The sequence below is a fragment of the Kitasatospora sp. NPDC059722 genome, from assembly GCF_042733235.1.
Lineage (GTDB): Bacteria > Actinomycetota > Actinomycetes > Streptomycetales > Streptomycetaceae > Kitasatospora.
On the sequence record NZ_JBHWGD010000021.1, the window covers coordinates 32,088 to 44,182 of the forward strand.

Below are 12,095 nucleotides of genomic sequence, written 5' to 3' on the forward strand. Positions count from 1 at the left end.
TCCCGCCGGACCGCTCCCGAACCGTGCGGTCCGGCCCGCCGCCCGGCCGCAGGACAGGACACGGGCAGCGCCCGACGTCGCGAGGAGACACCAGAGCATGACGGTCTACCAGCCGCCCGGCACCCCCGACAGCATCGTCGCCTACCGTCCGCGCTACGAGCACTGGATCGGCGGCGACTGGGTGCCGCCGGTGCGGGGCGAGTACTTCGGGAACCCGACCCCGGTCACCGGGGAGGTCTTCACCGAGGTCGCCCGCGGCACCGCCGAGGACATCGAGGCCGCCCTGGACGCCGCCCACGCCGCCGCGCCCGCCTGGGGGCGCACGTCCGCCGCCGAGCGCGCCCAGGTGCTCCTGCGCCTGGCCGACCGGATGGAGGCGAACCTGGAGCGGCTGGCCGTCGCGGAGAGCTGGGAGAACGGCAAGCCGGTGCGCGAGACCCTCGCCGCCGACCTCCCGCTCGCCGTCGACCACCTGCGCTACTTCGCCGGCGCGCTGCGCGCCCAGGAGGGCGGCATCTCCCAGCTGGACGAGGACACCGTCGCGTACCACTTCCACGAGCCGCTGGGCGTGGTCGGCCAGATCATCCCGTGGAACTTCCCGATCCTGATGGCGATATGGAAGCTCGCCCCGGCGATCGCGGCCGGCAACGCCGTCGTCCTCAAGCCCGCCGAGCAGACCCCGGCCTCCGTCCTGCTGCTCGCCGAGCTCACCGCGGACCTGCTGCCGCCCGGCATCGTCAACATCGTGACGGGCTTCGGCGAGGAGGCCGGCGCCCCGCTCGCGGCCAGCCCCCGCATCCGCAAGATCGCCTTCACCGGCGAGACCAGCACCGGCCGGCTCATCTCCCGCGCCGCCAGCGACAACCTGATCCCGGTCTCGCTGGAGCTCGGCGGCAAGAGCCCCAACGTGTTCTTCGAGGACGTCGCCGACGCCACCGACGCCTTCTACGGCAAGGCCGTCGAGGGCTTCGCGATGTTCGCCCTCAACCAGGGCGAGGTGTGCACCTGCCCGAGCCGGGCGCTGATCCAGTCCTCGGTCTACGAGCGCCTGCTCGCCGACGGCCTGGAGCGGGTGCGCGCGATGCGCCAGGGCAACCCGCTCGACACCGAGACCCAGGTCGGCGCGCAGGCCAGCGCCGAGCAGCTCAAGAAGATCCTCTCCTACTTCGACATCGGCCGCGCCGAGGGCGCCAAGGTGCTCGCCGGCGGCGAGCAGGCCGACCTCGGCGGCGCCCTGGCCGGCGGGTACTACGTGACGCCGACGGTCTTCGAGGGCGACAACCGGATGCGGGTCTTCCAGGAGGAGATCTTCGGCCCGGTGGTCTCCGTCACCCGCTTCGACGACTTCGCCGAGGGCGTCGCGCTCGCCAACGACACCCAGTACGGCCTCGGCGCGGGCGTCTGGACGCGCGACCTCAACACCGCCCACCGCGCCGGCCGCGCCATCCAGGCCGGCCGCGTCTGGACCAACTGCTACCACGCCTACCCGGCCCACGCGGCCTTCGGCGGCTACAAGAACTCCGGCATCGGCCGGGAGACCCACAAGGCGCTGCTGGAGCACTACCAGCAGACCAAGAACCTGCTGGTCAGCTACTCGCCCGACGAGGTCGGCTTCTTCTAGGCCTCCCGACAGGCCTCCCGACAGGCCTCCCGACCAGGGATCTCGGTCAGGAACCACGGCCAGGAACCACGGCCAAGGATCACGGCCAGGTCCTTCGGCGGCCGAAGTCGTCGCGGGTCGGGAGACCGCTGCCGGTCTCCCGATCCGCTGCCACTCCCCGTGACATCAGGGCAAATACCACCAAATCGCCCATTTGTTGATCCAAGCACATGAATGCGTGAATTTCGCCGACGCGCCGCCGACATGCCCGGACCCGCCCGGCGAACGTCGTACACAGGGGCTCCCGTCACTTCCAACCCGGGAGCCCCGATGACCATCTCCCCCGCCAAGCTCTCCGACCCCACCGTGCGCGCCTTCGTCGCCGCGATCAACGCGAACGACCGCGCCGCCTTCCTCGCCACCCTCACCCCGGACGCCACCATGTCCGACGACGGCTCCGACCGCGACCTGATGCAGTGGATCGACCGGGAGATCTTCGAGCCGAACGGACACATGGACGTGCGGACCGAGTCGAACGACGGCCACGCCCTCGTCGCCGACTTCACCAACGCGACCTGGGGCGAGATGCGCACGGCCTGGCGGTTCACCGTCCAGGGCGGGAAGATCAGCCGCTTCGAGACCGGCCAGGCCTGAGCGGCACCGGCCGGGCCCGGGCGCCGCCGGCCGGACCCGAGCGCCGGCCGGCCCGCTACCCGTCGAGCCCCAGGCACCCGCGCACGGCGCGGATGAGGTTGCGCGAGCGGATATCCCCGGTCACGCCCGGCTGCATCCCGTTGGTGACGTAACCGAAACCGAGCCCGAGATCCGGGTCGGCGAAGCCCAGCGAGCCGCCCCGGCCCGGGTGCCCGAAGCTCGCCCGGGACGCCATCGGCGCCGTCGGGCCGTGCCGCCAGAAGCCCAGGCCGAACGTGGAGTTGACGATCAGCACCCGGTCCGGGCCGCTCACCGCCGGGCCGACCGCCCGGGCCAGCACCTGCGGCCCGAGCAGCGGAGCGAGCGTGCCGCCCGAGCCGTCGTGCCGGTCCGCCGCCCCGACCAGGGCCGCGTAGAACCGGGCCAGCGAACGGGCCGTCCCGATACCGCCGGCCCCGGGGATCTCGGCGGCCTGCACCGCCGGGTCGTTGAGGTCCACTCCCGGACGCACCGAGGCGAACGAGCGGGCGGTCAGCGAGGACGGGTCCTGGTAGGCGTCCCGGACGGACTGCTTGGGCCGCAGCCGCAGCCCGCTCGGCCCGGTCCTGGCCGCCTCGGGGGCGGGCAGGTCCACCAGCCGGCCGACACGCGGCGCCGCGCCGGCCGGCAGCCCGATCCACAGGTCCAGGCCGAGCGGCCGGGCGATCTCCTCGGCGAAGTACCGGCCCACGGTGCGCCCGCTCGCCCGCCGCACCACCTCGCCGACCAGCCAGCCGAAGGTGTACGGGTGGTAGCCGTGCGCGGTGCCGGGCTCCCAGGCGGGCTCCTGCGCGGCCACCGCCGCGGCCGCCCGCTCCCAGGTCAGCACGTCCTCCAGGCGCAGCGGCACGTCCAGCGCGGGCACCCCGGCCTGGTGCGAGAGCAGCCAGCTCACCGGCACCCCGCCCTTGCCGGCCGCCGCGAACTCGGGCCAGTAGGAGGCCACCGGCGCGTCCAGGTCGAGCTCGCCCCGCTCGGCGAGCAGGAGGGCGGTGGTCGCGGTCAGGCCCTTGGTGACCGAGCGCAGCACCTGCGCGGTGTCCGCCGTCCAGGCGACGGCGGGCGCGGGCCGGCCGCCGACCTCGGGCCGGGCGTCGCCGCCCCACAGGTCGACCACCTTGCGGCCGCGCACGTACAGCGCGAAGGCGGCGCCGAGCTCGCCGTAGTCGCGGAAGTTCCGCGCGAAGGCCTCCCGCACCGGCTCGAAGCCCTCGGCCGTCTCGCCCCAGATCTCCGTCATCGCGCGCCGTCCTCAGCTCGTCCGGCCCGATCGGGCCCGACCGCACCTGTCCGTACATGTCTCTGCACGTGTCCGAATGTGTTCGCGCCCGCGTTCGAACCGGGCCCGGAAACCCTAACCTGTCCGTCATGACCAACCCTGCCCCAGTGAACCCCGCCGAAGAGCTGCTGGACGTCGTCGACGAGCACGACCGGGTGATCGGAACCGCGGTGCGCGGGGAGGTGTACCGGCGGGGCCTGACCCACCGGTGCGTCTTCATCCTGGTCCGCGACCCGGCCGGGCGGATCTTCGTCCACCGGCGCACCGACACCAAGCTCTTCGCCCCGGGCGCGTACGACATGTTCGTCGGCGGCGTCGTCGGCTCCGGCGAGACGTACGGCGAGGCGGCCGTCCGCGAGGCCGAGGAGGAACTGGGCGTGAGCGGCATCGCCCCGCGCCCGCTGTTCAAGTTCCTCTTCCGGCAGGACCACCTGTCCTGGTGGTGCGACATGTACGAGGCCGAGTGGGACGGCCCGGTCTCCCCGCAGGAGTCCGAGGTCGCCTGGCACGACTGGCTGACCCCCGCCGAACTCGACGCGCGCCTCGCCCGCGACGACTTCGTCCCCGACGGCCGCGAGGCCTACCGCCGCTACCTGGACTTCCGCGCCGCATAGGGCCCGTTGCGCCCGCCGGATAAGGTGGCGCGCATGGCCTCCCGTACGCCGTCGCCGACGGCCGCCCGCACCGGACGGACCGCCGGCCCGGACCGGACCCCGGCGCCCGCCGCGCCCGCCGCGGCGGGCGAGCGCCCGCGCCGCCGGCTGAGCGTCGACGAGCGGCGCGAGCAGCTGATCGCCGTCGCGCTGGAGCTCTTCAGCGTCCGCCCGCCGGAGGAGGTGTCGATCGACGACATCGCCGCCGCCGCGGGCGCCTCCCGGCCGCTGGTCTACCACTACTTCCCCGGCAAGCAGGCGCTGTACGAGGAGTCGCTGCGCCGGGCCGGGCGCGAACTCGCCGGACGCTTCGAGGAACCCCCCGAGGGGCCGCTGTCCGAACGCCTCTTTCGCGTGATGGGGCGCTACCTGGACTTCGTCCAGAGCCACGGACCCGGCTTCGCGGCGCTGCTGCGCGGCGGCTCGGTGGCCGCCAGCGCGGGCACCTCGGCGGTGATCGACGAGGTCCGGCGGGCCGCCCACGACCAGATCCTCGGCCACCTCGCCATCCCCGACCCGAGCCCGGGGCTGCGGCTGACCGTCCGCGCCTGGATCGCCAACGCGGAGATCACCTCGCTCGAATGGCTGGCCGAGCGCTCGGTGCCGCTGGAGGAGCTGCAGCTGCACCTGGTGCAGGAGTTCGTCGCCGCGCTGGTCCTCACCGCCGCCCGGGAACCGGCCCTCGGCGCCGAGCTCGCGTCGTTCCTCGCCGACGAACGGCCGGACGGGCCGACCGGGCGCCTCGTGCACGACCTCGCCGGACTGCTCGCCGTGCCCGGGATCACCGAGGCGCTCGGGGCGCTCGCCGCTCCGCCCGCTCAGCCCGTCGCCGACGGGCCGTCGGCGCAGGCCACGGAGTAGCCGGCCCCGGCTTGGCCGGTGGTCCGCAGGACGGCCGCCGGTTCTGCCCCGACGGTGGGCTCTGATAGGAATGACCACGGCCGGGAACAGCCGCGGACCCCGGCGGCATGCCACCGGGCGCGCGCCCTGACCACCCGGACACCGACCGCGGACGCACCAGAGCGGGGGGCTCAACAGTTGACCCAGGACGGCCAGTTCGACAGCCAGTTCGGCGGCCGGTTCGACGACCGGTCCACCGCGGAGGCCAACCCCTTCGCCGCCGCGGAGCAGGTCAGCGCGACCCTCTCCACCCTCACCGACGCCCTCCTCGACGGACGCACCTCCCGTCACCCGGTGGCCTCGCTCGACCCGCGGCGCGGGTCGCGCGGGTCGTCGGAGCGGCACCCGGCCGCCGAGGAACTGTTCGGCCTGCCGCTGGCGCCCAACGGACCGGTGCACGCCGCCGTCGACCGGCTCGGCACCGTCGTGACCGCCGGAACGGCCCGCCCCGGCACCGGCGCGCCGGTCGCGGAACGGGCCGTCACCGCGCTCCTCGCCCGCTACGGCGGCGGCGCGGTGCGCGGCACGACCGCCGACCGCGGCACCGCCTCCGCCGCGCTCTTCCAGCTGCCCGTCACCGGCGAGATCGCCGACCCCAAGCTGCGCCCGCCGTTCGCGCCCGCTCTGGCGGCGCTGGCGGGCGGTCAGCAGACCCGACTGCCCGTCGAGCTGGCCACCGGCGCCGGCACCGAGGTCCGCCTGGTCGTGCCGCCCGGCTTCCACCCCCTGACCTCTCCCGACGGCCCCGCGGGCGTCTCGTCCCGCGCGGTGCCGCCGCTGGGCGCGACGCCGGACGGAACGCCGGACGGAGCGGACGGCCACGGCGCCGACCGGGCCGTCGCCGCGGCCGCCGACGGGCTGACCGGACACCTGGCCGAGGTCGCCGAGGAACTGTTCAGCGCCTCCGGCCCCGGCCCACGCCGCGACTTCGCCGTCATCACGGCCGCCCTCGCCGACGTGGTCCACGCCGCGGGCGCCGTTTACGCGGGCGTCTGCGCCCTGGAGGCGGACGGCCGCACCACCGAGGCCACCCTGGTCGTCTCGCTCGCCCGGCACCCGCTGCCGATCACGGCGCTCGCCACCGAACTCGCCACCGTCCGCCGGCACGCCGAGGTGTGGACGGTCCTGCTGCCGGCCGGGCCGGCCGCCGTCCTGGTCGAGGGCAGGACGGTGCCCGTGCCCGGGGCGCTGGCCGCCGACGGGCAGCGACGCTGGGTGGTCACCTCGGTCGTCGAGGCGTTCGTCCCGCTGCCGGACGGTGCGTCGGTGCTCTGCGTCCAGCTCTCCACGGCGCAGCCGGAGGACTGGGACCTGTACACGGAGGCGTTCGCGGAGCTGCTGAATAGCGTCCAGTTCGGGTGGGACGGCACGCCGGGCGTACCCACTCCCGTACCCCTGCCTCTGCCTGTGCCTGTGCCTGTGCCCGCCGAGCGGGAGGCGGCCGTGCCTCTGGACCACAACCCGTTCGCCGCGCTCGCCGACGCGACGGCCGTGCCCGCGGCCGAGGACGACCCCGCACTGCGGGGCACCCCGGCGGCCGGGCCCCCGCCGGACTTCAACCCCTTCGCGGCGATCGCCGACGCGCCGGACCGGAACGAGCAGGGCGAGAACGAGCCTGACGAGGAGCGCGAGGCGGAACGCGAGGAGAACGAGCCGGACAGCGACCCGGCCCTCCGCGGCACGCCCGTCCGGGTGCCCCCGCCGAACTTCAACCCCTTCGCCCCGGAAACCCTCCCGCCCCTCCCGGGCGAGGCCCCAGACGGCGCGCCCGCCGTGGCCACCGACCCGTTCGGCACGGTGGTGGCCGACGAGCCGAGCGACCCCTTCGGCACCACGCTCGCGCCCCAGCGTCCGCCCGTCCCGCCGCCGCCGTCGGTCCCGCCGCGCATCCCCGCCCAGGTCGACGGCCCGGGGCACCCGCCGACGGACGACGAGGACGGGCCGGACGGCGACCCGGCCCTCCGGGGCACGCCCGTGCGGGTGCCCCCGCCGGACTTCAACCCCTTCGCCCCGGAAACCCTCCCGCCCCTCCCGGGCGAGGCCCCGGACGGCACCCGCTCCGGCGCCGACACCCCGGCCACGCCCCCGATGCCGGAGGCCCGGCCGTTCGGCTGAGCCGACGGCGGCGGGCAGACGGCGGCGAGCAGACGGATGACAACTGACAACTAACAGATTTCAGATTTCGTTCGCTGAAATCTGTTAGTTGTCATCTGTTCGCTGTCACCTGTCCGCCGTCGCCCGTCAGCCCCCGCCCGACCGCCGGGCGATCACCGCGCCGATCCCGTCGAGCATGCGCGCCACCCCGAACGCGAACAGCGCGTCCAGGCTCATGTCGATCTCCGGCCCCCGGTTCAGCGCGTCGAACATCGGGAACCGCTCCGGGTCCGCCATCAGCTGGTCCCGCTCCTCGCCGTCCTGGCGGTCCATCCACTCGTCCGCGGACATCCCGCTGTCCTGGACGGCCTGCGCCTCCCGCTCGAAGTGCACCGCCAGCCCGCACACGAAGGCCGCCAGCGTGACCGACGCCTGGGCCATCTCCTCGACGCCCAGCCCCAGTCCGGCGAGCGCGGCCAACGTGCGCTCGGTGTGCACGGCCGCGTCCGGCGCCAGCACCGGCCGGGTGAACGACATCGTGCCCGCCAGCCACGGGTGCCGCCGGTAGATCCGCCACTGCAACCGGGCGACCGTCTCCAGCGCCTCCCGCCACCCCGCCGGCAGCGGATCGGGCAGCGGCTCCTCGCCGAAGACCCGGTCCGTCATGAGCCTCAACAGCTCGTCCTTGCCCGGCACATGGCGGTAGAGCGACATCGTCGCCACACCGAGGTCGGTCGCGATGCGCCGCATCGACAGCGCCGCGATCCCCTCCTCGTCCGCCACCCGCACGGCCGTCGTGACGATCCGCTCCCGGGACAGCTCCCGGTCTCCACCCCGCTCCGCGACCCGGTCCCCACCCCGCGCCGCCCGCCGCGCAACAGCCGTCCCCGAAGGTCCGGTCGAGCCGCCCGGAGCCGCGGGGGCGGCCGACGGACCAGCAGCAACAGGAGCCCCCGCCACCACCGTCCCGACCCCGGGCACCGCCCGGACCAGCCCTTCCTCCCGCAGCCGGCTCAGCACCTTGGTGGCCGTGGCCATCGCGACCCCCCACTCCCGGGTGATCGCCCTGGTGGACGGCACGCGCTCCCCCGGCGCCAACTCCCCCGAGGCGATCCGCCGTCGGAGCTCCGCCAAGATCCGCCCCGACGGCGTCCCGTCCTCCGCCATGCCCAACTCCTCAGCCCCACAGCACCGAAACGAACGATCGGACCCCGACCGACCCGAGCCGGATCAGCCCGCGCGCCGCGCCAGGTGCACCACGTCCGGCACTCCCCGGGAGACGGGGACCTCGTGCGAAGCGACGTCCGAGAACCCCGCCGCCCGCAGCGCCTCGTCGAACGCCGCCGAGGGCTGGGCGCTCCAGACCGCCAGCACCCCGCCCGGCCGGAGCCGGTGCCACAGCACCGCGAGCCCGTCGGCCCCGTACAGGGGCGCGTTGCCGTCGGTGACGGTCCAGTCCGGCCCGTTGTCGATGTCGAGGCACAGCGCGTCGTACCGCTCGCCGTCGGCGGCGGCGAGGTACTCCAGCAGGTCGGTGTGGAGCACCTCGACCCGCTCGTCCTCCAGCGCGCCGCCGGAGAAGGCGCCGAGCGGCCCGGTCCGGTGCCAGTCGATGATCGCGGTCTCGCGCTCGACGATCGCGATCCGCCCCCAGCGCGGCTCGGCGACCGCGTAGGCGAGCGAGAAGCCGACGCCGAGCCCGCCGATCAGCACGGACGGCCGCCCGGCGGCTCCGCCCGCGCGGTCGAGCTCGTCGAGCGCGGCCTGGATCAGCAGCCGCTCCGAGCGGCCGTCGGCGGTGTCCATCAGGAAGCAGCCGTTGGCGATGATCTCGAAGTCCGGCCCGCGCCGGCGCAGCACCACCTCGCCGAACGGACCCTCGCGCCGGTCGAGCGTGACCACGGCGTCGCGGTCGTTCCGTTCGGGCAGTGCGGTCGGCATGCGCGTTCCTCGGCGGACTCGGGTGCGGGACGGTCCCGCAGGACCACTACCCGCCCGACAATACCCAAGGTCGTCACCGTGCCAGCAGCCGTTTTCCTCAGGTCGTGAGCAGCACTCCGGCGTACGAGACCCCCGCGACCATCACCCAGGAGCCGAGGCCGAGCAGGGCGATCCGCCCGCCGGTGCGGACCATGGTCGGCAGGTGGACGGCGCTGCCGAGACCGAACAACGCGGCGGCGAGCAGCAGCTCCTGGGCGTCCCCGGCCACGGTCAGCGCCCGCTCGGGCAGCACTCCGGTGGTCCGCAGGACGATCATCGCGAGGAAGCCCGCGACGAACAGCGGGACGATCGGCGGCCGGGTGTCGCTTTTGACCGACTCTTTAGCAGTTGGTCCAGCAATGTTCTCTTTGTTCCACCGCTGCCTGCGCCGCACCGCGACCGCGACCCCGGCGACCAGCGGCGCCAGCAGCACCACCCGCATCAGCTTGACCAGGACGGCCTCGCGCAGCGCTCCGGGCCCGCCGGTCTGCGCGGTGGCGACGACCTGCCCGACGTCGTGCACGCTCGCGCCGACCCAGCGCCCGAACTCCACCTCGCCGAGCCCGAGCGGGTGCTGGAGCAGCGGCAGCACGGCGATCGCGAGCGTGCCGCACAGCGTCACGAGCGCGACCGAGGCGGCGACGTCCTCCTCGTCACTGCCGGAGGCCTGGCTGACCGCGCCGATCGCCGAGGCGCCGCAGATCGAGTAGCCGGTGGCGATCAGCAGTGGCTGGTCCCCCGGCAGCCCGAGCCTGCGCCCGAGCCACAGCGTGCCGCCGAAGGTGGCCGCGACGACGGTGATCACCATGGCGACGGTGGCCCAGCCGAGGCCGAGCACGTCGCCGAGGCTGAGCTTGAGGCCGAGCAGCACGATCCCGAGCCGCATCAGCCGCTTGCCGGCCGTGGACAGGCCGGGCCGCGCCACGCCGCGCACGACCGGGCGCAGCCCGGGCAGGTGGGCCGCCGCCATGCCGAGCACGACGGCGGCGGTGAGCTTGGGCACGGCCGGCACGGCCGCGTGGACGGCGAGCGCGGCGCCGACGCCCGCGGCCGCGAGGAGCAGGCCGTGGGCGTCGCCGCCCAGCGGGGGGAGGGAGCGGGTGCGGGTGCGGGTGGTCCGCTCCCGGGTGGTCCGCTCCCGGAGGGTCAGCGCCACGCCACGCTCACCGCTGCCCGTCGGCGGGCAGCCGGTAGACGCGCCGGATGCTGGTGCCGAGGCGCGAGACGTCGGCGCCGTACACGTGGATGGAGATGGCGGTGGTGCTGCACGCGTTGCGCACGAGGTGGATGTCACCGGGCGGGGCGAAGGCGGCGACGGTGCCGGCCGGTCCGGCCACGTGCTCGGTCTCCACGAGCCGGGCGGTGCGGCCGTCGGAGATGAGCCGGTAGCGGATCTCGCTCTCCTGCCCCTGGTGGACGCCGGCGACGCACCAGGAGACGTGGTCGTGGATCGGGGTCTGCTGGCCGGGCAGCCAGACGAGGGCGACGACGGAGAAGCTGCCGTCCTCCTCGGCGTGCACGACGTGCTGCCGGTAGCGGGCGGGGTCGGCCTCGCACTGGGCGGGGGTGAGCAGGGCGCCGGGGCCGTCGGGGTCGGCCGACAGGTGGGGGGCGAGGCGTTCGCCGACCAGGTACGCCGTGAGCTCCGGCGGCAGGCCGCGGTCGACGACGGCGCGGATCTCGCCGATGAGGGCGTTCATCCGCTCGGTGAGACGGTCGCTGTCGACCGTGGCTGGGGCTGTCATGCCAGCAGGTTCGGCCAAGCGGACCTATCACGTCCAACGAGGGATCGTAAGCGGTATTCCAACGTGCGCTTATAAGTCCGCAGGCGATCTTCCCCCCGATGGCGAACCCGGGAACCCGTCTTCACCAGCCGACGGCCGGCAGTGCACCGGGACCGGGCTCAGCACCCCACCCGGCTCGCGGCCGCCTGCCGCAGGTGGTCCAGCACCAGCGCGGTGGCCGGGATCCGCCGGTGCTCGCGCAGCACGTACGCACTCACGTGCCGCCGTAGGTGCGGCTCGACGGCCCGCCCGGTGACCTTGCGGTGGCACATGAAGGAGAGCACGAGGGCCGGCATCAGCGCGATCCCGACGCCGGCCGCGACGAGGCTCTGCACCGCGAGGTTGTCGTCCGTCGAGAAGACGATGTCCGGCGCGAAGCCCTCCTCCGCGCACACGTGCAGCAGGTTCGCCCGGCAGCGCGGGCACCCGGCGATCCACCGCTCGCGGTCGAGGTCGACGAGCCGCACGGCATGCCGGCGCCCGAGCGGGTGCCCGACCGGCAGCAGCACCGTGAGCAGGTCCTCCATCAGCGGAATCTCGTCCAGCCCCTCCGGCACATCGGCCGGGGCGCCGGGGTAGCGGAAGGCCAACGCGATGTCGCACTCCCCCCGCAGCAGCCGCTGGACGGAGTCCGGCGGCTCGGCCTCCAGGAGCTCGACCCGCACGCCCGGGTGCTCGTCGAGCAGTCGCGCCATCGCCTGCGGTATCAGGGTCGCGTTGGCGCTCGGGAACGCGCAGACCCGCACGCGCCCGGTGCGCAGCCGGGCGAGCGCGGCGAGCTGCTGCTGGGCGGCGGAGAGGCTACCGAGGATCACCTCGGCGTGCCGGGAGAGCGCCTCGCCGGCCTCGGTGAGGCGCAGTCCGCGTCCGGCGCGGGTGAACAGGGGGACGCCGACGGTGCGTTCGAGCGCCTTCATCTGCTGGGTGATGGCGGGCTGGGTGTAGCCGAGTTCGCGGGCCGCCGCCGAGTAGGACCCGGCCCTGACCACCTCGTGGAACGTCCTGATGTGCCGCGAGTCGAACACCGGCTCCATGGCCCCTCCGCCCGGTCGTCTGCCTCCAGCCTCCGCAATCATAAGAGGAAATTGGAGGTTCCGGGCCTGACCCCGAGC

The 12,095-nt window shown here is 74.6% G+C and carries 11 protein-coding genes; 5 read left to right on the top strand and 6 right to left on the bottom strand.

What is annotated here, in order from left to right:
* Nucleotides 1-97: 97 nt before the first annotated feature.
* Together ACFV4F_RS16295 and ACFV4F_RS16300 are read left to right on the top strand one after the other, a co-directional pair.
* Complete coding sequence (locus ACFV4F_RS16295; protein WP_380503008.1) at nucleotides 98-1,621, top strand: aldehyde dehydrogenase family protein; 1,524 nt, start codon at nucleotides 98-100, stop codon at nucleotides 1,619-1,621.
* A gap of 309 nt (nucleotides 1,622-1,930) precedes the next feature.
* A complete protein-coding gene (locus ACFV4F_RS16300) occupies nucleotides 1,931-2,254 on the top strand; it encodes a nuclear transport factor 2 family protein (RefSeq protein WP_380442165.1) in 324 nt (107 codons plus the stop codon).
* 55 nt (nucleotides 2,255-2,309) lie between these two features.
* Here ACFV4F_RS16300 and ACFV4F_RS16305 read toward each other — a convergent pair whose 3' ends face one another.
* Entirely contained in the window at nucleotides 2,310-3,533 is a 1,224-nt protein-coding gene (locus ACFV4F_RS16305) for a serine hydrolase domain-containing protein (protein ID WP_380442167.1), read from the bottom strand.
* A 128-nt stretch (nucleotides 3,534-3,661) separates the two neighbouring features.
* On the opposite strand from ACFV4F_RS16305, the gene ACFV4F_RS16310 reads away from it, so the two are divergent.
* The 3 genes from ACFV4F_RS16310 to ACFV4F_RS16320 all read left to right on the top strand — a co-directional run bounded on the left by ACFV4F_RS16310 (nucleotide 3,662) and on the right by ACFV4F_RS16320 (nucleotide 7,240).
* On the top strand, nucleotides 3,662-4,186 hold the full coding sequence (locus ACFV4F_RS16310) for an NUDIX hydrolase (RefSeq protein ID WP_380503011.1): 525 nt from the start codon (nucleotides 3,662-3,664) through the stop codon (nucleotides 4,184-4,186).
* Nucleotides 4,187-4,219: 33 nt separating this feature from the next.
* Entirely contained in the window at nucleotides 4,220-5,086 is an 867-nt protein-coding gene (locus tag ACFV4F_RS16315) for a TetR/AcrR family transcriptional regulator (protein WP_380442171.1), read from the top strand.
* Nucleotides 5,087-5,263: 177 nt separating this feature from the next.
* Nucleotides 5,264-7,240 carry a hypothetical protein gene (locus ACFV4F_RS16320; protein WP_380503013.1) on the top strand — a complete coding sequence of 659 codons (1,977 nt, stop codon included), beginning with the start codon at nucleotides 5,264-5,266 and terminating at the stop codon, nucleotides 7,238-7,240.
* Nucleotides 7,241-7,366: 126 nt separating this feature from the next.
* Here ACFV4F_RS16320 and ACFV4F_RS16325 read toward each other — a convergent pair whose 3' ends face one another.
* The 5 genes from ACFV4F_RS16325 to ACFV4F_RS16345 form a co-directional block, all read right to left on the bottom strand.
* A complete protein-coding gene (locus tag ACFV4F_RS16325) occupies nucleotides 7,367-8,386 on the bottom strand; it encodes a TetR/AcrR family transcriptional regulator C-terminal domain-containing protein (RefSeq protein ID WP_380442177.1) in 1,020 nt (339 codons plus the stop codon).
* Between the two features lie 63 nt (nucleotides 8,387-8,449).
* A complete protein-coding gene (locus ACFV4F_RS16330; RefSeq protein WP_380442179.1) occupies nucleotides 8,450-9,160 on the bottom strand; it encodes a spermidine synthase in 711 nt (236 codons plus the stop codon).
* A 97-nt stretch (nucleotides 9,161-9,257) separates the two neighbouring features.
* Nucleotides 9,258-10,355, bottom strand: coding sequence for a YeiH family protein (locus tag ACFV4F_RS16335; RefSeq protein WP_380503016.1), 1,098 nt, complete (start codon nucleotides 10,353-10,355; stop codon nucleotides 9,258-9,260).
* A gap of 7 nt (nucleotides 10,356-10,362) precedes the next feature.
* Nucleotides 10,363-10,944 carry a cysteine dioxygenase gene (locus tag ACFV4F_RS16340; protein ID WP_380442182.1) on the bottom strand — a complete coding sequence of 194 codons (582 nt, stop codon included), beginning with the start codon at nucleotides 10,942-10,944 and terminating at the stop codon, nucleotides 10,363-10,365.
* 158 nt (nucleotides 10,945-11,102) lie between these two features.
* On the bottom strand, nucleotides 11,103-12,008 hold the full coding sequence (locus ACFV4F_RS16345; protein ID WP_380442229.1) for a LysR family transcriptional regulator: 906 nt from the start codon (nucleotides 12,006-12,008) through the stop codon (nucleotides 11,103-11,105).
* Nucleotides 12,009-12,095 lie beyond the last annotated feature (87 nt).